This window comes from Roseateles sp. P2_H4, assembly GCF_056403315.1.
Window position 1 is genome coordinate 73786 of record NZ_JBFUFR010000013.1, and the last position, 20861, is coordinate 94646.

Annotated in this window: 29 protein-coding genes; 25 read left to right on the forward strand and 4 right to left on the reverse strand. The window is 62.9% G+C overall.

Going from position 1 to position 20861, the window contains the following annotated elements; all coding sequences use genetic code 11:
- Nucleotides 1–2 precede the first annotated feature (2 nt).
- From AC1DW3_RS11855 to AC1DW3_RS11975, 25 genes are all read left to right on the forward strand, one after another.
- Nucleotides 3–470, forward strand: a complete 468-nt coding sequence (locus AC1DW3_RS11855; RefSeq protein WP_477931511.1) for an Lrp/AsnC family transcriptional regulator — start codon at nt 3–5, stop codon at nt 468–470.
- Between the two features lie 103 nt (nt 471–573).
- Entirely contained in the window at nt 574–1011 is a 438-nt protein-coding gene (locus AC1DW3_RS11860) for a hypothetical protein (RefSeq protein ID WP_477931512.1), read from the forward strand.
- 215 nt (nt 1012–1226) lie between these two features.
- Nucleotides 1227–1409, forward strand: coding sequence for a hypothetical protein (locus AC1DW3_RS11865; protein ID WP_477931513.1), 183 nt, complete (start codon nt 1227–1229; stop codon nt 1407–1409).
- The gene (locus AC1DW3_RS11870; RefSeq protein ID WP_477931514.1) at nt 1406–1642 is read left to right on the forward strand and encodes a hypothetical protein; all 237 of its coding nucleotides are present in this window, start codon (nt 1406–1408) and stop codon (nt 1640–1642) included. Before AC1DW3_RS11865 ends, AC1DW3_RS11870 begins: the two co-directional genes overlap by 4 nt.
- Nucleotides 1629–1895 carry a hypothetical protein gene (locus tag AC1DW3_RS11875; RefSeq protein ID WP_477931515.1) on the forward strand — a complete coding sequence of 89 codons (267 nt, stop codon included), beginning with the start codon at nt 1629–1631 and terminating at the stop codon, nt 1893–1895. The genes AC1DW3_RS11870 and AC1DW3_RS11875 overlap by 14 nt, the downstream gene beginning before the upstream one ends.
- Before the next feature lie 41 nt (nt 1896–1936).
- A complete protein-coding gene (locus AC1DW3_RS11880; RefSeq protein WP_477931516.1) occupies nt 1937–2116 on the forward strand; it encodes a hypothetical protein in 180 nt (59 codons plus the stop codon).
- Between the two features lie 69 nt (nt 2117–2185).
- Nucleotides 2186–2404: a hypothetical protein gene (locus AC1DW3_RS11885; protein ID WP_477931517.1), complete on the forward strand. Its 219-nt coding sequence runs from the start codon at nt 2186–2188 to the stop codon at nt 2402–2404.
- A 337-nt stretch (nt 2405–2741) separates the two neighbouring features.
- Complete coding sequence (locus AC1DW3_RS11890; protein ID WP_477931518.1) at nt 2742–4100, forward strand: tyrosine-type recombinase/integrase; 1359 nt, start codon at nt 2742–2744, stop codon at nt 4098–4100.
- Complete coding sequence (locus tag AC1DW3_RS11895) at nt 4097–4591, forward strand: hypothetical protein (protein WP_477931519.1); 495 nt, start codon at nt 4097–4099, stop codon at nt 4589–4591. Before AC1DW3_RS11890 ends, AC1DW3_RS11895 begins: the two co-directional genes overlap by 4 nt.
- A 118-nt stretch (nt 4592–4709) precedes the next feature.
- A complete protein-coding gene (locus AC1DW3_RS11900) occupies nt 4710–5081 on the forward strand; it encodes a hypothetical protein (RefSeq protein WP_477931520.1) in 372 nt (123 codons plus the stop codon).
- On the forward strand, nt 5078–5722 hold the full coding sequence (locus tag AC1DW3_RS11905; RefSeq protein ID WP_477931521.1) for a hypothetical protein: 645 nt from the start codon (nt 5078–5080) through the stop codon (nt 5720–5722). The genes AC1DW3_RS11900 and AC1DW3_RS11905 overlap by 4 nt, the downstream gene beginning before the upstream one ends.
- A gap of 288 nt (nt 5723–6010) precedes the next feature.
- Nucleotides 6011–6304, forward strand: a complete 294-nt coding sequence (locus AC1DW3_RS11910) for a hypothetical protein (protein WP_477931522.1) — start codon at nt 6011–6013, stop codon at nt 6302–6304.
- Nucleotides 6291–6809, forward strand: coding sequence for an HNH endonuclease (locus AC1DW3_RS11915; protein ID WP_477931523.1), 519 nt, complete (start codon nt 6291–6293; stop codon nt 6807–6809). The genes AC1DW3_RS11910 and AC1DW3_RS11915 overlap by 14 nt, the downstream gene beginning before the upstream one ends.
- Nucleotides 6810–7000: 191 nt before the next feature.
- Entirely contained in the window at nt 7001–8710 is a 1710-nt protein-coding gene (locus AC1DW3_RS11920; RefSeq protein WP_477931524.1) for a hypothetical protein, read from the forward strand.
- 98 nt (nt 8711–8808) lie between these two features.
- Nucleotides 8809–9021 (forward strand): DNA-binding protein, encoded by a 213-nt coding sequence (locus AC1DW3_RS11925; protein WP_477931525.1) that lies wholly within the window; start codon nt 8809–8811, stop codon nt 9019–9021.
- Nucleotides 9018–9419 (forward strand): hypothetical protein, encoded by a 402-nt coding sequence (locus AC1DW3_RS11930; RefSeq protein WP_477931526.1) that lies wholly within the window; start codon nt 9018–9020, stop codon nt 9417–9419. Before AC1DW3_RS11925 ends, AC1DW3_RS11930 begins: the two co-directional genes overlap by 4 nt.
- An 801-nt stretch (nt 9420–10220) precedes the next feature.
- Nucleotides 10221–10631, forward strand: coding sequence for a hypothetical protein (locus AC1DW3_RS11935; protein ID WP_477931527.1), 411 nt, complete (start codon nt 10221–10223; stop codon nt 10629–10631).
- A gap of 107 nt (nt 10632–10738) precedes the next feature.
- Nucleotides 10739–11368 (forward strand): hypothetical protein, encoded by a 630-nt coding sequence (locus AC1DW3_RS11940; protein WP_477931528.1) that lies wholly within the window; start codon nt 10739–10741, stop codon nt 11366–11368.
- 446 nt (nt 11369–11814) lie between these two features.
- Nucleotides 11815–12012, forward strand: a complete 198-nt coding sequence (locus AC1DW3_RS11945; protein WP_477931529.1) for a hypothetical protein — start codon at nt 11815–11817, stop codon at nt 12010–12012.
- Nucleotides 12009–12236, forward strand: a complete 228-nt coding sequence (locus AC1DW3_RS11950; RefSeq protein WP_477931530.1) for a hypothetical protein — start codon at nt 12009–12011, stop codon at nt 12234–12236. The genes AC1DW3_RS11945 and AC1DW3_RS11950 overlap by 4 nt, the downstream gene beginning before the upstream one ends.
- 23 nt (nt 12237–12259) lie before the next feature.
- The gene (locus AC1DW3_RS11955) at nt 12260–14026 is read left to right on the forward strand and encodes a hypothetical protein (RefSeq protein ID WP_477931531.1); all 1767 of its coding nucleotides are present in this window, start codon (nt 12260–12262) and stop codon (nt 14024–14026) included.
- 129 nt (nt 14027–14155) lie between these two features.
- On the forward strand, nt 14156–14455 hold the full coding sequence (locus AC1DW3_RS11960) for a hypothetical protein (protein ID WP_477931532.1): 300 nt from the start codon (nt 14156–14158) through the stop codon (nt 14453–14455).
- A gap of 25 nt (nt 14456–14480) precedes the next feature.
- The gene (locus AC1DW3_RS11965) at nt 14481–14675 is read left to right on the forward strand and encodes a hypothetical protein (protein WP_477931533.1); all 195 of its coding nucleotides are present in this window, start codon (nt 14481–14483) and stop codon (nt 14673–14675) included.
- 1241 nt (nt 14676–15916) lie between these two features.
- Nucleotides 15917–16252, forward strand: a complete 336-nt coding sequence (locus tag AC1DW3_RS11970) for an HNH endonuclease signature motif containing protein (RefSeq protein WP_477931534.1) — start codon at nt 15917–15919, stop codon at nt 16250–16252.
- Nucleotides 16253–16346: 94 nt separating this feature from the next.
- Entirely contained in the window at nt 16347–17168 is an 822-nt protein-coding gene (locus AC1DW3_RS11975) for a hypothetical protein (RefSeq protein ID WP_477931535.1), read from the forward strand.
- 3 nt (nt 17169–17171) lie between these two features.
- Here the strand turns inward: AC1DW3_RS11975 and AC1DW3_RS11980 are convergent, their stop codons facing one another.
- The 4 genes from AC1DW3_RS11980 to AC1DW3_RS11995 form a co-directional block, all read right to left on the reverse strand.
- Nucleotides 17172–17897 (reverse strand): SOS response-associated peptidase, encoded by a 726-nt coding sequence (locus AC1DW3_RS11980; RefSeq protein WP_477931536.1) that lies wholly within the window; start codon nt 17895–17897, stop codon nt 17172–17174.
- 881 nt (nt 17898–18778) lie between these two features.
- Nucleotides 18779–19876 carry an IS110 family RNA-guided transposase gene (locus tag AC1DW3_RS11985; RefSeq protein ID WP_477931537.1) on the reverse strand — a complete coding sequence of 366 codons (1098 nt, stop codon included), beginning with the start codon at nt 19874–19876 and terminating at the stop codon, nt 18779–18781.
- 235 nt (nt 19877–20111) lie between these two features.
- On the reverse strand, nt 20112–20327 hold the full coding sequence (locus AC1DW3_RS11990; RefSeq protein WP_477931538.1) for a hypothetical protein: 216 nt from the start codon (nt 20325–20327) through the stop codon (nt 20112–20114).
- Nucleotides 20328–20602: 275 nt separating this feature from the next.
- On the reverse strand, nt 20603–20809 hold the full coding sequence (locus AC1DW3_RS11995; protein ID WP_477931539.1) for a hypothetical protein: 207 nt from the start codon (nt 20807–20809) through the stop codon (nt 20603–20605).
- Nucleotides 20810–20861: the final 52 nt, after the last annotated feature.

Sequence of the window (20861 nt, forward strand, 5' to 3'; positions counted from 1 at the left end):
TCATGAAACTGGATTCCATAGATATCCGCATTCTCGACATCCTCCAGCAGAACGCCGAACTCCAGACGGCCGAGATCGCGCAACAGGTCGGCCTGTCGACGACGCCCTGCTGGCGGCGCATCCAGCGCCTCAAGGAGTCGGGCGTCATCACGCGCCAGGTGGCGCTGCTGGATGCACAGAAGGTGAATGTCGGCGTGACCGTCTTCGTGTCGGTGCGCACCAGCACGCACTCCCAGGAGTGGTTCGAGACCTTCAAGGCCACCGTGCAGGCGATTCCCGAGGTCGTCGAGTTCTACCGCATGAGCGGCGACGTCGACTATCTGCTGCGCGTGGTGGTGCCCGACATCGCCGCCTATGACCGGGTCTACAAGCGCCTCATCGCCGGCACCCAGCTCCATGACGTCAGCTCCAGCTTCGCGATGGAGGAGCTCAAGCTGACGACGGCGTTGCCACTGGGCTATGTCGGTTGACACGACATTTGCTACCGCGTGTTGCAAATTGCGGGCGGCCGCAGTACACCGACCAGGCGCTACGGCGTTAAGTTCACCGCATTCGACCTCGAGCGAGCCCGCCATGAAGACTTTTGTCCGCGCCTCCGTTGTTCTCGCCCTGCTGGCCGCCCAAGGCCTGGCAAGCGCCGGCCCCCGCTACTACCACCACCATCATCACCGCGGGCCCGGTCTCGGCGGCCTGGTCCTCGGCCTGGCAGTGGCCGTGCCCTTGATCGCCATGGCCAATCACGCCGACCGCGAGGTGGTCTATGTGCAGCCGCCCCCGCCGCCGCCTCAGCCCGTGTACGTGCAGCAACCGGTGCAACCCGTCTATGCGCAGCCATCGCGGGCGGTGCCCATCATCTACCCGCGCAACGGCCAGGGCAGTGCCCAGCTGGAGGCCGACAGCCGTGAATGCAACCGCTGGGCGACGACGCAGCAGGCTGCGATGTCCGACGCCGGCGTGTTCCAGCGCGCCGTCGAAGCCTGCATGGACGGTCGCGGCTACACGATGCGCTGAAGACACCGTATTCGGCCTTTTTCGGCCGCCGCACACACCACAAGGACCTGGAGGCTCGCGCTTCCCGGTCCTTGTTTCTTTGGGCCCTTGCTATCCCTCTTAAGGGGGAGACGGCGGGGGTGCCCCCACACCCACTCCCCCCTCGGCACCCCCAAAGAGCGATAGGCCCCTCGGCGGCCGGCGCCGAGACTGGCTCCATCGAAACAGGAGCCGTCATGCAAGTTCAATCCCCACCCGCTCCCGACGACTTTCGTTGGGCAAGCGCCGAAGTGCTGCGCATCACCGTCAGCCAGCTGCGCGCCTGGGAAACGGAAGCCGCGCGGCATTGCATCACCCTCCCGGCGGACGAAAAAGCCTGGGAAGGCACGGAGCTCGACGTGCTCCGAACGGTGCTGTGAAGCCCAACACCCCGGTGGGTTTCGCGGCGCTGCTGGAAAAGTTGCCCAAGCGTTTCGTGGCCCGGGCCAAGCGGGTCGAAGAACGCGCCAGGCTGAGGCGAGAGGCCCACGCCAGGCGCTTCGAGGAACTTCCCGCTGCCGTCGCCGAGGTCAAGGACAGCGACCGGGACGAGTGGCAGGACACCGTTGCCCAGTTCAACACCAAGTCAGGAGAAGACCATGGCATTGCTTGAAGTAAACCGTGACCGCGGCTCGGACGCCGGCGTCAGCCAATGGGCCTTTGACAGCGCCATCGGGCGGATCAGCGGCCGCGACACCTACGGAAATCTGGTGATGGCGTTTTCCATCGATCCGCTCTTCGGGCCACGACTCGCCGCGGCGTTCAATGCGCCGGCCATGCAGCAATGGCCTGCACCCGCGCCCGTCGGCATACGCGCTGACCGGCTTGATGGCATGAAGCGCATTCAGACACTGGCGACGCAATGAACCAGCCGCCAACAAATCCAGAAAGCCACCAGGAGAACGCCATGCACCTCGCCGAGCGTCGCACTATCGACCGGACCCACAACGAACAGTGGCCAGAGGCCATGCGCGATGAGTTCAGGAAGGTTCAGTTCTTGCACACCGTTGAGACCGAAGAACTCAACGGGGAGTCATGGCGCGACATCTTCGAGAGCTTCGAGGGGCGCCACATCCGTTTCATCTGACGACGCCGTCCCGTCGTTGCGCCCTACGGGACACCGTAGCCGAGTTCAATGCCAGAGTGGGAGAAGACCATGGCGTTGTTTGATTTCAATCGCAGCTTTGGCCCAGTGCCAGGCGTCGGCCAGCTGGCTTTTGAGCAGGCCCCAGGACTGATCCGCGCCCGCGATGGCGACGGGAACCTGGTCATGAGCGTCGCCACCGGCCCGGGGTTTGGCAATCGCCTGGCAGCGGCGTTCTCCGACTATCGAAAGGCCATGCAAGAAGCGGCGTGCCTTTTGCCTCGAGCTTGATCTCCTTGAGCAGGCCTCAAGATGACACCGAAGTGGGTTCAGGCTCGGCGCTACATGACCGCAGACAAAGAAAAAGGACCTGGAGGCTTTCGCTTCCAGGTCCTTGCTTTATTTGGGGTGGCTGATGGGACTCGAACCCACGACGACAGGAATCACAATCCTGTTTAATGTGTGTTGATTAGTGTTTGCCTTCGGTGGGGAGAACGCCTAGACTCCTACACGAATCAACAGCATACGCGCCTCACCACCCGAAGGACCGTGTAAGCCCGTTGATCTGTTTTCCTCCGATTCTCTTACATGAGCGCTTACATCGAGCTGGATGTAAGACCGGGAGCAGATGGCCAAGGTCAACTTCACCGCCGGGCGTATCGCCGACCACAAGTGCCCGGCTGGCAAGCAGCAGGCATTCATGTGGGACTCCACGTCGCCGGGCCTGGGGCTGCGCGCGACTGTCGGCGGTTCGAAGTCCTATATCTTCCAAAGCCAGTTCAACGGCGCGACCGTCCGCATCACCATCGGCTCGCCGGAGACCTGGACGATCCCACAGGCTCAGGAGCGCGCCCGCGAGCTGCAGCGTCTCATCGACCAAGGCCGCGACCCACGAATCGTGAAAGCGGAGGCCGTCGCCGCCGACGCGTCAAAGCGAGAGGCCACCCAGCGCAGCCAAATCACTGTCTCGGAAGCCTGGGCCGCTTATCTGGAAGAGCGCAGGCCGCTGTGGGGTGACTTCCACTACCGCGACCACCTCGACAAGGCCAAGGCCGGCGGCTTGCCCTCAGGCGCCCGTGGCCACAAGAAGCGCCCTACCCGTCCAGGCCCCCTGCACTCGCTTATGCACCTTCCCCTGAGCCGGCTCGATGCCGCAACGGTCGAAGCATGGGCGGCACGCGAGGGCGCAACTCGCCCAACCTCGGCGCGCTTGGCCTGGCGCCTTCTGAAGGTCTTCTTGAACTGGTGCGCCGAACAACCCGCCTACGCCGGCTCGTTGCCCGAGAAGAACCCCGCCGCGACAAAGAAGGCGCGCGAGGCTCTGGGCACGCCGGCCACCAAAACCGACGTGCTGCAGCGCGAGCAGTTGGCCACTTGGTTTGACCACGTCGGGCGCATCTCGAATGCGACGGTTTCGGCCTGCCTGCAAATCATGTTGCTGACCGGCGCCCGCCCCGGTGAGGTCCAGGCCCTCAAGTGGGAAGACGTGGACATCCAGTGGCGCGGCATGACGATCCGAGACAAGGTAGATGGCCTCCGCGTCATCCCGCTTACGCCCTACGTCGCGAAGCTCATCGCCGGCCTACCGAAGGCCAATGAATGGGTGTTCGCCAGCGTCCGGTGGGTCAAGCCTATCGACGCCCGGCCCGGCAAATGGGTCAACACCAGCGCCAGCGGCCGGATTGCCGAGCCCAACACGCCCCACACCAAGGCCTGCACTGCAGCGGGCCTGGACGGACTGACCCTGCATGGTCTGCGCCGCTCGTTCGCCAGCCTGACCGAGTGGCTGGAAATCCCGGCCGGCGTCGTCGCCCAGATCCAAGGACACAAGCCCAGCGCCACGGCCGAGAAGCACTACAAGGTGCGCCCGCTGGAGTTGCTGCGCGTCCATCACGAACGAATCGAGGCCTGGGTGCTTGAACAGGCCGGCATCATGTTCGCCGCTGCAGCAACGCCCGAACCAGCACTGAAGGTGGTCGCGCAATGAAGCGCTTAGCTATTGATGCCGCCAAGGAACGGTTGAGGTGGTGCAACTCTTTCGAGCGCCTGCCCGAGTTGCTGGCAATGCGAAGGGCAATGTCAACGCCAGACTGGTGGCGACTTCTCGGCGCCGAATGGGATGGTTTCGACAACGTCGGAGCTTACCGAGATCGCCTGCACGGCTTTTTCCTCAAGGCGAACCCCACCAATCTCTTGGCCATGATGCGCGGCCACGAGGCACGAGCATTGGCCTCGATGCCTGACGTGCTGACCGTCTATCGCGGCTGCTTCAACGTCAACGCCGATGGGCTCTGCTGGTCCCTGTGCAAGCCGACGGCAGAAAGATTTCCAACACTGAACCGATACCGCCGCGACCACGACACGCCACTTCTTGTGACCGGTACGGTGCCCAAATCGCACGCCGTTCTAAAGCTCTGTCGCAAGGAGCGCGAAGTGGTCAGCGCGCATGTGACGGCGACTGAAAGGAACCCCATTTGAAGACGAGGCCACTTGATGGCCAGTGCGCCGCCTGACGTTTTCAGGCAAGGCGGCCGGAATCAGGGGTGGAGCCCTGAAACCGGCCTAAGCATCAACCCACCTGACTAGAGGTGAATCCATGCCTTCCACCACTGTACCCAGCGCCGGATCAGCTGCGCATTCAACGCCCGAACCATTGCCGCCGATCCTGGTGCGCGAAGCACGGGAGCGATTCGCCGACTTCATCGACGAGGTCGCCGGCCTTAAAGGCAGCGACGTTGAATTCCAACTCTCACGAACACTGCTGCGGCTGCAGGACCGTGCCAACCGTGCGTCTGACGGCATTGAGGCCGCCATCCGCGTGCTGCCCAACGACACTGATGCTGACGAGGCGCGGGCCGTGCTGGAGTTGCTAGGAGAGAACGCTCGCGAACTCAGCAACGACGTGACATCGACAGCCGCGTTGGCGCTGTTTGCGCTGTCGCAAAAGAACAATGAGGCGCTGTCATGAAGCGCGCCGCCCCATCGAGTCTCTTGGCCGGCGCTGAAGCGTGCCGCGTCATGCTGGCCTCAATCGAGGCCCTCAGCAATCTCGACATCCGCCCAGCGAGCGAATCCGACGCCGACGTAAAAGCGGCCTACGCTGGCCAGTATGCCGACCTGGACAAGGCGGTTTCCTTGGCGCTTGACCAGCACGGCGACAGCGCTGGCTTCCGGGCAGCGCTGGGGTCCTATCTGCTGACCGTTGCGGGCGGGAACATCCCGGCCACGGAGGCAGGTGCGGCGGAGGGTCTGCTAACGGATGGCGGCTTTCGCGCTATGCCGAGCGAGCCAGACGAGGACGCCGACGATACGGCCTCGGTTGATTTCGAGGACGACGGATTCCGGCTGGAAAGCCTGCTATGGCTCGCCGAGTGGATCGAGAACGCCCGTGACCTGTCCGGCAAGCTCAGCACGGCAATTGGCTACAACGACGGACTCCGCAAGGCGCTGGAGTCGCACGAAATCCCGTGGGGCAGCGGCCAATGGAGTGACGAGGCCTCGGCGGGCTTGAACATCATCACCGGGACGGCTATTCGGCTGGCGCGTGGCATGAAGGCCAAGGGCATGGCGCTGGAGCGGCAGCAGAAGGGGGACCGTCGCCATGGCTAAGAGTACAGATCTCGTCGTTCACGGCGCAGAGATAGTGCCACTTTCGGCTGCCCGCAACAGTCGGCTTGGAATTCAACAACGTCCGCACAACGACTGCCTAGATTTCTTGGAAGAACTTGCGGAAGCCGGCAGGCGGGGCGAAGTTATCGGCGTGGCGTGCGTCGTGATGTATCGGGGTCGGAACTACGTCGTGGACGCTGTTGGTGAACTGAGGCGCAGCCCCACGTTTGCCCGTGGCGCCGTCGCGGCGCTCGACGACGAGTTGTCCCGAATGGCGTGGGGCCAGTCATGAATGTCGGCAACAACGGCAGACGGGCAACCAAGCGCGGCAACAACGTTGTGCAATTGAGCCTGGTCAAGACACCAAGCGTCAGCGCGGACACGGTGAGGTGCCTTCGCACGCTGCTCGCCGACGCTGAGGCAGGAAACATCATCGGCATCAGCTACGCGGTGATGGCTCGAAACCGCGACTTCTTCTACAGCTCATGCGGCGAGGCGCACAGGACCCCGGCGTGGGCGGCGGCACTCTCCGCCACCCTCATGCATGGCACTATGAAAAGGATCTTCGGTGAAGACGATTGACATGCCAATGCTGCGAAAGCCGCTGCTGGGCGGCGTCTTCGGGGAAGACGGGTACGAATTGGCAACGCAGGTGACCGTCTCCAATGGCCTCCATGCGCTCCGCGTCCTCGTGATACAGCCGCGCTCGGGCCGCGTGCTCGCGATTGCTGAGAACAAGGCCGATGCGTTGGCCGGCGCAAGGCGTGTGCTGCGGTCAACTGTCGCCGCCAACGACGAACCACAGTGGTTGCAGCCGCGCCTTTGGCCTGATGCAGAACTCTCCCTCGTCTCCTGCGAACCGCCGCCGCGCACCGTCTCCAGGCGACGCAGGGGGATCTTCGTCAAATCCGGTGGTTGTTGCCACTACTGCGGCAAGCCGTTGAGGCTCGACGGGGAGTGGCATGTGGAGCACATGCTAAGCAAGGCGCTTGGAGGCGACGACGCTGCGGTCAACTTGGTGGCAGCCTGCACGCCCTGCAATCTCCGTAAGGGACCGATGTCGGCCCTGGAGTTCATCGCCGCCTAACGCGCGTATCCTTTTGACGCCCCGGCTAGGCCCGCGAACCGAAGAGCGGGAACCCTACCCGCCTGCCGGGGCTCCTCTTTAGGGATGCATTCAGGGGTGCATAGATGCCAGTTCCAGAAGCTGAGGCCGAAGCGCTACGCCGCTGCCTACCGATCCTCGCCCGCGGAGCTGCGCCGAATGAGCGCATAACGATGGCAAGGAGCATCGACAAGCGCATCAGCGGCCAGGAAACCACCGCGCTTGCCTTCAGGTTTCAACAACTCGCCGCTCTGTTTTATCCCTCAGACAGCACCCGGGCCCAGACTTTCGAAGTGGCGTTGCGGACGGCACGCGAAGCAAACGACTTGGTTAGCTTGCTCCCACTCGGGCAAGGAGGGGTTTTTCTTTCGGACCTCGCCGCCTGGCCCAACTGCCCACCGATTCCAGCGGATTCTCCGCTGAAGTATTGGCTGCCGGGGATGCCGGTGGAAAAGGTGCAGCGCAGTCAGCAAGTGGGCGCAGTCAAGCCGGGTGCTCGTATTGAAGTGGCGATGTCGGCACCATACCTGTCCCTGGCAATCCTCGTCAGTGCCATTGCGACGGCCGTGGCGCGCGTCAATGGACATGAGCGGGACCCACGCGAACAGAGCACCGCCGTAGCCGCCGCCGCATTCGAATGGGAATCGAAGTTGCGCGAGCTTGCCAACGACCAAGCCATCGACGGGCACGACTTCGAAACGCTGGCGGCGCAGCCCTGGTATCTGCTCGACATCGAGCGGGACGTGTTCTACGTGAACGATCTCAATGCATGCAAACCGCTGGCCGATGCTGGTCTTCGTTTCGAAGTGGTGGAAGACCAAGACCGGAGTGGCGACGCGGCGTTCCTCGCTGGCTTCGTCGAGCAGACGAACAACGGCAGGGATATTTCTTGGCGCTACTGGGTCGGTCAGATGCCGTCGCTTTCGGCGGCGGAGGCTTGCCGGCTGCTTTCCGGCCTCGACCCAGACCTGTACGAGGACATCAACGCGCGCCCGGTGCCGGCCAATAACGTCAACGAAGCATGCAAGAAAGCGGTCATGCTTGAGCGCCTCGCCGCACGAGAGGGCAAGGATCGCGATAGCGCTGCCGGCTGGCTCGAATGGGCACGGCAACGGGAATTCGTAGTCCACCCAGGGTTCATCCTTGGCGTGCATGAGTACCAGCAGCCGGAGGGCGCAGGCGCTGTTCACGTCGCCGATGAAGATGCGCCCACAACATCCTTTGCAGAGTTTTTCTTAGAGGCGAGGCCTGAATCTGTTCCCGCTGCGCTGACGCAAATGGACCCCGCCGAGAAGGTCTTAGCCCACCGCCACATGGCCGGTCGTCGCACTAGCTACGGTGTTCCCGCGGCCGATGTGGTCGAAATGATTGGTGACGTCATGGCTCGCCAGATAAAGGGCCGCTTCACCATGGAAGAGGCCGCAGAGATCCTGGCAGAAGCCAACGGTCTGGACGCAGCAGATTTCTTGAAAGCCCGCATGCACCCGGCCTTTGCATCCGGAGCGCTGATCCTCATTGACCCCAAGGACGGCGGCCCGGTTGTCGGACGCCCATGCCGGGATATGGATGACTGGGCAACGCCTGAGAACCTGGATAAGTGGTTGGAAGCGACGGGCTTCCATTTTCGCTGGCCAACATCACCAACTACGTTCGCAATTGAGGCAGTCTCACGCTCTGCCGCGCAGGACCGCGCCATCATTGCCAAGTTGCAGGAACTCGGATTCAACCCGCTTTCGCTGCCGCCCTATGGCCCTAAATCGCCGGGTGCTAAGAGCGATGTCAGGAAGGCGCTTGGAACGAAGGGCATGTGGGCCGGCAGCAGGGTTTTTGACAAAGCCTGGGAGCGCCTGATGACGGCTGGCGAGATCGCCTATATGGCCTGAATGTCTCCTCCCCCAAAGTGGGGTAGCCAAACGGCTTGCGGGGGATAACACCTCGCCTCTGAACCTTCAACCATCGCAACAGACCCGAGAGGTCCTCGATGGCTCAGAAGACAGTTCAACCCGTACCGCTGGAGCAGGAGACTCGTTCCAACCTGCCGACCAGCGAGGCGGCATTCCACCTCAACCGCGCCGAGCAAACGCTGAGGCTCTGGGCCTGCGATGAGTCCGGACCCATCCGCCCGCGTCGCATCAATGGCCGGTTGGCCTGGCCGGTCGCCGACCTGCGCAAGCTTTGTGGGGTGCCGGCATGAAGAAGGCCCCGACTAACGACCAAGCCAGCGGGGCCTTGGACACGCAGCAGCAGCCCGTGACCGAAGCGGATTGTCCCGCTACCACCAGCATCCCCGCAAGCCGCTTCTACGGCCCGAGCAACCCGCGACAGGCCCGCGTCCTCGATGCACTCATGACCGGTGCCAGGCTGACGAACAACGATGTCCGCCGCATTGCAGGTTGCCTGAACGGCCCGGATGTCATTGACCGACTCCGCGACCAAGGCCTTTGCGACGCCACCGAGCTGGCGATGGATTGGATCAAGTGCGTTGACCGCGATGGGCGCCACGTCCGATACGGCGAGTACTACCTGACGCCCAAGGGCGCCGCCAAGGTGCAGGCCTGGGAGGCGTCGCAGCCCGCGACGGTTGAGGCATGAGGGTATGGGACCGAATAGACGCCGTCAGGCGCGCTCTGGTGTGCCTGACCCTCGCCGCGCCCGCGCTCGCGCCCCTGTGGCCCGCCCTCGCCTTTCTGTGCGCCTGGATGGGCTGGACGGTGTCAGCATGACGGCCGGCGGAAAGCGTCGCAAGGGTGGCGGTGTCAGCGTCACCGGTGCGTGGGTAGCGATGCCGCTGCAGTTCCTTGCATCCGCCGCGTGCGCGGGCCTGTCCCCCGTCGCGCTGAAGATGCTGATGGACCTTTGCGGTCAGCTCGGCCCCAACGCCCGAGGCAATGGTGACCTGTCGGCGGCGCCGTCCGTGATGCGGGCTAAGGGCTGGAGCAGCAATGCGACTCGACAGGCTGCGCTCGACGAGCTGACCGCGGCCAAGCTGGTTTGCGTCACTCGCCAGGGTGGGCGGCGGCAGTGCTCGCTCTACGCGGTCACGTTGTGGCCTATGGCGTGCGACTTCGCCAAGCTCGACCACGGCCCCGGCCTTTACAGCGTGAATGACTGGCGCGGGCCAAAGGATGAGGCGGCATCCAGGCCCACAGAGGAGAAGCCGGCAACGTGGGCAACGCCTCGCAAAAACACTTTGCCTTGCCCCGCCACGGGGCAACCCCCGGCAGTTATGACCCCGCCACGGGGCAAGCAAGCCCAGGGGCCACCGCCTTATGACCCCGCCACGGGGTCAATACAGCCCATTTCAGCCTCAAGGGTTACCCCGCCACGGGGCACCTTTCTAGATAAGCCATCTGTTGCAGCAATTCCGGCAGCAACGCATTGAAGGAACACACCATGAACGAGCCCACCAACATGGACTCTTTGACTCACTACCACCTGAAGGCTGAGGCCTTCGAAGATGAAGACGGGCCGATGGTCAGGCTTGAGCAGCAGGAGGGCATCGAGGACGCGAACGTCATCGTCGTCCACCCCTGGCAGTTGCGCGAAGTCTGTCAGCGGCTCGGCATCCTGCACGCCGATCCTGAGGCCGAGCGCCTTTCGACACGACTGGCGCGCCGCCTTCGTTCGATGGCCGCGCGCGTCGAGCAACTCAACGAGTATCTGCAGGCCTACGGCGCCACCGAGTACATCAACCTGAAGTTTGAGCAGGCCTACGCGCAGGCAACCGCAGACCTCGCGGCCGAATTCATGGCCGACATGTTGCCCAGCAAGATCTCCGAGCCTGAACAGGGGGTGCTGCTGTGACCGCCGCCAGGACCCCACCCAAGAAGTCGGCTGCTACCAAGGCCAAGCCGGCACGCAAATCGCGAACCGCCATACCAAAGCCGGGACCGGGGGATGAAGAGCGGACCATGGGGCTGCCCGCTGAAGACGGAAAGTCCCACGCACGCTTGCGTTCAGACATGGTGATCCGCGGCGTGGAATTGAACGCGGTCACAGCGGCACGATTCATCAAGCCCGAGTTCGGCGAGGTCGGCCTGTCCGATATGGCCGCCTCGCTCCGAGCATCTTGCGCCGCCGTCAGCGATGGTGACCTCTCTGGACCTGAAAAGCTGCTCAACGCCCAGGCCATTGCGCTAAACGTCATCTTCGGGGAGCTAGCACGGCGGTCGCACGCCAACATGGGCGAGTACCTCGACGCCAGTGAACGGTACATGCGCCTGGCCTTGAAGGCTCAGAGCCAGTGCCGCGCCACGATTGAGACGCTGGCGGCCATCAAGAACCCGCCCATCGTCTATGCCCGCCAGATGAACGTCGCCAACGGGCCGCAGCAGGTGAACAACAGCCAGCCTGCACAGAGCGCTGCGCCGGACATACGCACGCCGGAAACACAAAGCCCGCCGAACCAACTTTTAGAGGACGCCTCCCATGGCAGCACGCAACTGGACAACCGAGCAACGACGCAAGCAGGCCGAAGCGATTCAGAGCTGGCGCCCGTGGGACCAGTCAACCGGCCCCAAGACCGCCGAAGGCAAGGCTAAGACGGCGCGCAACGCTTGGAAAGGCGGCCACCGACCCGAGCTGCGCGCACTCGCTCGTGCGCTCAGCGAGGTGCGCCAAGGCTTGAAGGAAAGGGCCTTCCCCGATGCCTAGCAACTGCACCAAACCTCGCATTGAATGGGTTCCAGGCCCGGCGGCGCTTGAAACCTTGGCCATCGCAGAAGACCTGTTTCCGGGGATGGGACGGCAAGCCGTTATAGACCGGCTCGTCATCACCGGCCTATCTGCCTACCTGACCCGGCCATGGGAGCCTCCCGCACTGACCGGCCGCGCCCGCCATCGGTGGCGGCTGCCGGCTGAACTCGCTGGGAGGCGCACCCCGGGAAAAGACGACCCATAGGAGCGTATGCGGCCTCATTTCCCGGGGTCGCTGGCAATCGCCCTGCCGGCGCCGTCTACTGTCGAAAACTTGGAGTTCAAGCACAGCATGAACCACACCGAACCGCCCGAGCTGGCTCGACTGCTCACCCCCAAAGAGGCAGCTCAGCGGCTGCTCGAAGAAGCAACAAAGACCGCGCTTCGCACCGGTGGCGCAGCCGGCCTGCGTCCCGTCGTCGTGGACGGCCGCCGCATGTTCCGGCTTTCCGACGTGGACTCACTCGCACGCCTGGCGCTAGCAGCATGAGCCACACGCAATCGCGCCAGCAGGAAGACTGCGCATGGTTGCTCGACGGCGGCCGTGCTGACGCCTTCACCCCGCGTGACCTTTTCCGGGCAATGTGCATCGCGCGGGCCATGAAGGAGCACGGGATGGCCGAGCGCTTGAGAGTCGCGCTTCAAGATGCCTTCCAGGCTGCGGGCGTCACCGTACCCGAGGGGGCAGAGGCGATCTGCTCCCCACTTCAATAACGCTTCAACGCGCATTCAAGAACATGGCTATTCGTGACTGGTCCGCGCTTCAATGGGACGGTGCGCAGGGCTTCGCCCCTCAAACCGATTACCAGCTCGCCCGGTCATCGCTTGGGGATGCTGGCAAGGGTTCTGAAAACAAGTTCGCAGCCAACGCGCAGAACGCCGCGCTACTCCAATCTCTGGGCTACGGCGGCCAGGGCCTGAGCTATCTGCCTGATTCGGACTATGGCTTTGGTGCCCAGCCGGTCTGGAGCGATGAGGCCCGCAACTGGCTGGCCGACAAGGGCTACAGCCTCGGTGTCGCTCATGACCCCGGCACATCGGCTGGTGGGCGCGCGGAGTACTTCGGCCTGCTCGACCCATCGGGCAAGTACGCCCTGGGTCAGAGTGACCCGACGATGACCCAGAGCGACACGCTCATGGATCAAATCGCCATGTTCGCCGCCTTCCTCGGCCCGGCAGTGGGCGGCATCACATCCGCAGCGGGCGGCCTGGGCGCTGGTGCCGGTCTGGGCGGCAACATGGCCGGCATTGCGGCGGATGGCGTCAGCCTCGGCTCGGCCGGCATCGGCGGCGCGGGCGCTGTCTCGGCCGGTGCTGGCGCTGGGCTGGGCACTGGCGCGCTCGAAGGTGGCAGCTCAAGCGGCGCACTCGAAAGCGGCGGCAACAGCCTTGTCCAGAACAACGCCAACACCTTCTGGGACAAGGTGCAGAACGGAGCTTTGAAGGGCGGCGCGAAGGGCGGCATTACCTCGGCCGTCCAAGGCAAAAACCCCCTTAGCGGCGCACTGACTGGCGCGATTGGCGGGGCCATTGGCGGCGGCATCTCCAGCATCGGTGACGGCTCACTCGGCAATGCCATGTCTCTGGATTCGACCGGTGGCGGCTTGAACATCATCCCCGGCGCCTTCGGTGACGAGCTTGTGTCGCCCACAGACGGAATCATCAACAACCTCGGCAGCTTCGGTGAATCTGTCGGCAACACGGGCGGCGATATGGGCTGGACTGATTGGCTCTCGGGCTTTGGCTCTTCAAATGGCTGGAGTCCTTCGGACCTCGGAAGCTTCAGCGATCCTGGCACCTTCGACTGGGGAACGGTTGACCTCGGCGGCTATGACGGCTCCAGCAGCGTGCCAGGTCTGAACCTGCCGGACATTCCCGAAACAAGCTCGGGCCTGGACTGGAACAGGATCAACGACATACTGAGCCAGACGCCTACGGAGTTGCCAGAACTGGGCAGCATGACCGGCGGTGTCGGCTCTGGCTGGTGGGATGTCGTAAAGGGTGCCTTTGCGCCAGTCTCGGACGGCAAGGGCGGAACGAAGGCCAACCCGATGGGCACGGGCCTGATGGCGCTGCTAGGCGGGGGGCTGGGCGCTGCCAGCGGCGGTGGCACTGAAACGAAGACACAGGCTCCATGGGCCGCCGCTCAGCCTTACCTCACCAACGTGCTGGGCGACGCAGACAGCATGCGCGCCAACCTCGCCGCGAACCCGTTCACTCCGCAACAGACGCAGGCCTACCAAAACGCATACAGCGGCCTCGACCAAGCCCGCTCTGCGATGCCTGGGCTCCTGAACTGGAGCCAGCAAGCCATGCAGCGCCAGAGCACGACGCCCAGCTACGAACAACTGTTTGGCGGCCAGGGCACGCAGCCGGCGCAGATGCCGGCCGGCTTGCTCCAGCAGCAACAACCCACGATGCAAGCGGGCGGCCCAGGTGGCTTGCTCGGCAACGACGACCGCATGAAGGCGCTCATGGCCAAGGGCCGCGGCCTCATCGGCTAGCGCGTTTTCACGGATTCCGTGGCCTCTACCTCAGTAGTCTGATTGGAGGAGAAGCCAAGGGAGATCTGGCAATGTGCGCCGCATCAATCGAGATAACGTCGTCGCCGTCATGAAGGCAGTGGAGCGTCCATGAGCATGTATTCACGCGCGCTGGCTGGACCTCTCATGCTTTTGGCCGTGGCTTGCTTCCTTGCGGCGCTCGGTTTCCTAGGGTGGCAGTGCGTGCAGTGGCTCCGCGTAGGCCTGTGGCCGGAGGTGAGCGTCATCTACGCGCTGGCCTACGCAATGGACGCGAGCTGGAATACTTGGCTCGGCTACCCACAGCAATGGATCGGCGTGCACAAACTACTTAGCGGCACGCCGCTTGCGCTGGCTCTTTTCGTCGCTGGGGCGGCCTCAATGATGGCTGGCGCAGCGCTCGACACGTAGCGCGCCATTCCATAAGGAGCGGCACATGAACTGGTCCAGAGGTCTCTACCGTGTCTGGTATCTCGTCCTCATCATCATTGGCCTCGTTACGCTCGTTGCGCTTATCCAGCGTCCCAGTCAAGCGGTCGAGACTCTTCAGCTCGGCGCTTCGATGGGCGCCTTTGTGTTTTTCGCTGGCCTTGCTATTCGCTGGGTCGTCCGAGGCTTCCGCAAGACCTAAGGAACCGGCAGTGACAAAGGCATGGCAATGGGTAGCAGAGACGACCGAGTGATTGACGTCCAAGAGTTGAATGAGGAACGAGCTGCTCGCGTAAACGACCAACTCGACGGCTACCTCACGGAAGGCGCCAAAGCCTCAATTTTGCTGAACAGCGGCGCCATAGTTGCAACGCTTGGATTCTTGCAAGCGCTTGCGGGCAAGGATCTGGGCCATCAGTTCCTGCCGTACGGCATTTCGGCTGCGTTGTTGTTTGCGCTAGGGGCCATTTGTTCGGTGGCGACGTTTCATTCCCGGCATCGGCATCTGTGGGAGGTCTGGGTGCGGCAGAGCCCTGCCTACGTTTGGACGAATCTGRCTTATGGCCTAGCTGCGCTCTCACTAGTGTGCTTCGCAACTGGAGTTGCGGCGGTACTGTTCGGGGCGGCAAGCGTGTATCGCCAACCGTCAGAGCCTGCCCACGCAGTGAATGCGCCAGCGCCCGCGAACCGGGCCTCCGCACCGCTTGTCACCGCCAGCGCTGCAAGCAAGTAGCAGGCTGGATGCGGCCGAGGAACATAGTGGCCCACAAATTCTTGGGGGACGAATGGAAGTGCGCCGGCCGTAGCCCCACGCGAATCGCTAGCCTCCACGAGGCCTGGCAGGCAGTGTTCGACACCCTCCGGGCTCACCGCCTCGCAGGCGCCCAGTTCCTCAATGACTCGGGCGCCCCAACCTCTGACCGCGCTGCGCTTGGTGCAACTTGAATCGAGCAGCGAAGCGAAGGTGCAGCCCAAGGCGTCACTCTGGAAACGTTGCGCCTTCGGCATCTTCGTGCGCCTTCGGGGATTCTTGCGCCTTCGGCAGCTCCTGCAAACAACAGAGAAACACAGCCTAGCCAAGCGGGCTCGGTCTGAAAAACAATCAGCCGAAATCAGGGAGAGGCCAGACCATGAGGACAATGCGTGGCGTTGCAAAGATCGCCCTCGCGGCGCTTTGCGCTTGGCTCATAGGCGCTTGGCTGCTGACCGCGCTGCGGGATGAGTGGTCAGGGTTCGTCTATCCGAACAAGGATGACCTGAGCCGCCATCTAGAGATAGGCCCATACCCCACCATTGATGCCTGTCGCTCTGCATCGCTGCGCGCCCTATCGACCACATTCACGCCGCCAGGCGACTATGAGTGCGGGCTAAACTGTCGCGAAGATCCCCAGCATGGAGGCATCAAAGTCTGCAAAGTCACCGAGCGGTAATCCTGGTGAGGCCATGAAGACATTTCGCGACCAGTACGCGCGCGTGAGGGCCGGGACTTTCCTGCTCATCCTGGCTCTATCGGCTACGTGCCCGCTCGCCAAGCCGACAAGATCCCCAATCGTGCGCGCCGAGTTCATGCGCATGAACCCCTGCCCTGCCAACRGTCACACCCGTGGCGCCTGCCCTGGCTGGCAGGTAGACCACATCACGCCCCTGAAGTGCGGCGGGCCTGACACGACCACCAACATGCAATGGCTGAGCGTCGAGCAGCACAAGATCAAGACCGCCCGCGAGGCGAAGAGCTGCCGCACCTCGCGCGGTCATTCCAAGGCGGAGCAAGCGTCTTAGTCAATACAGAAACCACGCCCAAATAAGCGGTTAGCGTCCCATAACTTCTCCCCTATCCTCTCTCGCTCGAAAACATGAACAGAGGGAGGCTGAAATGAAGAATGCGATTTGGGCGACGGCATTGATGGCGTGCTTCTGCGGCGCCGAAGCAGCGCCCGCCCTGCTTTCTGGTTTTGAGTCTGGTTTGGCAGGCTGGCAGACCATCGGCGACGTGTCGGCGCAGTCGGCTGCATCGGGTCTGAACCCCACCGAGGGCACGCGCTCTGCGTTCCTGACGACGATGAGCAGCTATGAGAACCCGTTTTCAGGCACCGCCAGTCCTATCGGTTGGCAGGCTCAGCAGTTTCTCGGGCTACCGATAGGTCCAGGGGAGTTCATGGCGGCCATGCCAGACCTGCACCTTGCTCTCCCTGGCGGGGGATCGTATACATCGCCGGAAGTTGGCGAGAGTGGCGCAATGAAGCTGAGGTTCTACGTCGATTCGCCCAGTCTTATCTCATTCGACTGGAACCGCATCGGTCGGGATTACGACTCTGCCTACTTCAGCTTGTGGGCTGACGATTCGAGCGGGTTCAGGATCAACGATTGGCTTTGGGCAAATCCTGCCTACTACTTGCCATTCGGCGACAGCGGCGTGGACTTGTGCTCGCGAACACCCGAGTACTGCACCTCCTTCAATCTCAATGGCGAGACTGGCTGGCACAAGCACAGCCTTGCGGTCATGGACGCGGGTTGGTACTACATCGGCTTCGCGATGGGTGAGGTGGCGGAGGGAACCGTCCCGTCTGTGCTTGCGCTAGACAACCTTCAAATTCAATCGCTGGCCGAGCTTCCCGAGCCAAACGCCGCACTCCTCGCTGCTGGCGCTCTCGCGGCACTAGGCATCAGCTCCAGGCGGCGCAAGCAGATCAACTAGTCGTCAAAAGAGCTGGTCCTGTTGCCCAAGGTCATCGACCTTCGGCAGTGGCTTCGACTTCGGCTCCTTCTTCGGCCTCGATGGCAGCGGCGCCGGCTCGGCCTGCAGTCGCTCGGTGGGAAACTGCTTCATAAAGCTCATCGCCTCGGCCGTCGTGCAGTCGAGCCACCGGTCGTAGTCCGACTCTTCGAGGATCACAGGCATACGCTTCTCGTCATCCGGGCGATGGAAGCGCCGATACAGAGCATGGTCGTCGGCGTTCACGGTGAGCATCGTGTAGGTCGGGACCAGTTCGCCGGTCTTCGGGTCCGCCCAAAGGTTCCAGAGGCCGGCCACTCCCATCGGCACATCGTCTGCCCGCTTGACCGCCCAGCGCACAGCCTCGCCGGTTTCCCAGCATGGCTCGAACAACCGGCGCGCCGGGATGATGCAGCGCCGTCCCTTCTTCCAGGCCTCGCGAAAACTTGGCTTGGACGCCGCCGTTTCAGACCGGCAGTTGTAGGTCTTCCGGCCGAACGCCGTGTTGTCAGCCCAGTCCGGCAGCAAGCCGTACTGCCCTACTTTGCCCTCGCGGTCCAGTTGGGCGCGGTCGGCCGGCCGGATGACGAATTGCGCGTAGCCGCCTGGCCAGATTTGCGACTCAAGAGGTTTGGAGTCGTCGGGCCTCGCAACACCGAAGTGCCGCATCAACAGATCTTGGTCAGTGACGGGCTCGTAGTTGGAGCACATGGCAGCGTGGTCGGGCTAACTCAACATGGCCGAGCCTACATCCAAGTGCGGCGAGCCCTCAGTTTTCCTCAGCCGCTCTCTGGGCTCCGGGTATGACCGGCTCCGCATGGCGGCAACTCCAAGCCACAGCAGAGAACTTGCCCTTGGGGCGGGTGTACCGGTACTTCCTGAAGGTCAGCCGCACTCGGCCGAGCCAGCCGGCGTCCACCTCAACTCGAATCTCGTTGTCAGGAACTAAGGCCGCATCGGGCAGCGAACATTGGGCCTTTCCGACGTGCTCACTAGGCACACGGCCCAGGATGCCGTTATCGACGCGAGTGGACGGGAGCGGAGTGATGTGTTCTGGGGCTTCAGTCATGCCGCCATGCTGCCCGCCAGTCGGCTCACCAGGTGAGCCTGGTGTGCCTAAAGCTTGACCGGCGAGCGGTCGCTGTAGCCCATATCAGCCCAGAGCTGACGCGCTTCTTTGTAGAGACGACCCATCGCAGCTTCTTCGAGTTCAGCAAGCAATTGCGCTGTGCCGACGCTTTTGACGCTCCCAGCAATTGCCGGCCATGTGAAGCAGGCGCAGGCCTAGAGGGCCGTGAGACCACGCTTACCTGCCGGGGCGAGCCACCGCGAGAGATGCGTGGATGGTTGAATAAATGGCGAGTCGAGACTCGCGAAGGGCTTACAGCATGGCTCCCTTCGATTTGCGTCATCGCGAAGCGTGACGGAGTTGTACCCGAGCGATGGCTGTGCCTGGTTCTCGCTATTCGTTGTGCAGCTCGCAGGAGCGCGCTCTGCGCTTGGGCCGGCTCCAATTCCTTCGTCGTCGCACCGCGGTGCGACAGGAGACCAATCGAGCACCCCGGCCCTTCGGCGCGCTCTGCGATCTGACCTTAGCCGGAAGCGAGTTCGGCTGGGTTAGATTTCAAGATGGGCGACTTCCGCCCGCCGCGGCGACCTCTCAGATCTTGTTCCTTCGATAGCGTCATCCAGAGCAGACGAGCATTCTTGTTCGCCAGCGCAACGCTGGCTTTGGCCCATCCTATGCGTTCACGGAGTTGCGCTGCCCACCGTGATAGCTGGTCGTCGCGTTTCGAGGCCGATGCGAGCGCGCTTTGGGCGCCAATGACCAGCAAGGTTCGCAGGTACTCGTTTCCATGCTTCGTGATTCGGCCTAGACGCGTGGTGCCCCCAGTGGAGTGTTGGCTGGGAGCTAGGCCCAGCCATGAACCAAACTGCCTGCCGTTCTCGAACTGTTTGAGATTCCCGGCAGTCGCCGAGATCGCTGAAGCCCCGAGGTAGCCAACACCCCAGATTTTCATGGCGCGCTTGGCATTGGCGTCTGATTTCACATGACGCTTGATTTGCTGCTCGCACCAGGCCACCCGACGCTGTAAATCCAGGTACTGGGCAAATGCTTGCCTGAGTGATGCTTTGACCAGCGGCGTGAGTGCATCGTTGACGTCGCGCAGGATGTCAGGCATCGCTTTTTGAAATACTTCCCTGCGGCGCGGCAACACGATACCGAACTCGAACAAGATCCCCCTAACCCGGTTGATGCTTGAGGTGCGCTGCTTGATGTACCCCACTCTGAGCGCGTGAAGCGCTAACCAGCTCTGCTGCAACCGTGACTTGACTGGAACGAAGCGCATCCGTGGCCGACCCGCTGCTTCGCAGATAGCCTCGGCGTCGTTTGCGTCACTTTTCGCTGCCTTACCGCCAAATCTGTAAGGCGCCACGAAAGAGGGCGAGATCAGTCGCACTTCAAGGCCCATTTCCCCCAGAACCCTGCCCCAGTGATGGGCAGAAGAGCACGCCTCCATTGCGACGATGCAACCCGTGGGCAGCTTTGCGCACCACGCCCTAAAGTCCGCCCTGCGCACTTGCCGCGCGACCACTAAACGCTCACACGCGTCAACGGCGTGTACTTGGATCACGTCCTTCGCCAGATCCGCGCCGACACGAACAATGACTGCGTGATTGCGGGCCATGTGTCTTCTCCGCAGAGACATTAGTGCCACGACCGAATAAATTCACCCTGCTGCTCGGCGATTTGCCTGACCTACTGCTTTGCATTTCAACCGCAGAGCCGGTTTCGTCCCATGCCTCGCTGCGACAAGGGAACCGCTGGCGCTCAACCGCAAATACGGGAAGTTCCCGCAATTGATGAGCAAGCGCGGTGTGGGCGGTCGCAACAAGGCCGGCCCGCCAGACGTGGCGCCGGCCTCAGTTGAGAGGTTTTCTCTCTTGCTCCAGCCGATCTCGGATTTCCTGGATCAGCATGAGCATTGCTGCCCCCTCGCGAGCTTTGGCCTTGTACGCATCAATCAGCCGAGCGTTGCCCGGCGATTCACGCAGTGCCAGCCGAATCAACTCTAGCTCCTCTTCGATGTTGACCATCAAGAGGCGCGCGGCATCGAGATCTGAGGAGCTGTCTGCCATCTGCAATCTCCATCCATGGTTTGTCGCCCCTTCAAGCACGCCATCCCCTCAGCGCCAGCCGAGGCGGCACGGCAGCAGTCAACCCGGCCTGACCATTTCTTTCATGCAGGGGCTATTGAGCACCTCGTACCCCATCTGCCGGAGATCGGCCAAATGAGCCTCCGCGATGCCAGCCAAAGTACCGTCAGCGTCAGGCAGCGGCCAGCGCTTCGAGTTGTGCCTAGATCAACTTGGCGGCCATAGCGAGCGCAGCGACGTGCTGCTTCCAGTCACCATCAAATCCAGCCAGCCAAGGGGAGAACTCCATGCCCGTCGTCGAGCGCCGCACCACTGACCGGACCCACAACGAACAGTGGCTCCAAGCCATGCGTGATGAACTCAGGAAGGTTCAGTTCCTGCACGCCGTTGAGGTCGATGAAGTTGACGGGGGAGCCTTGGCGCGACATCTTCGAGAGCTTCGAGGGACGCCACATCCGTTTCATCTAGCGCGCCGCGAATGCGTCTATGCCAAGCTGGTGTTAGGCCAACAGCGGC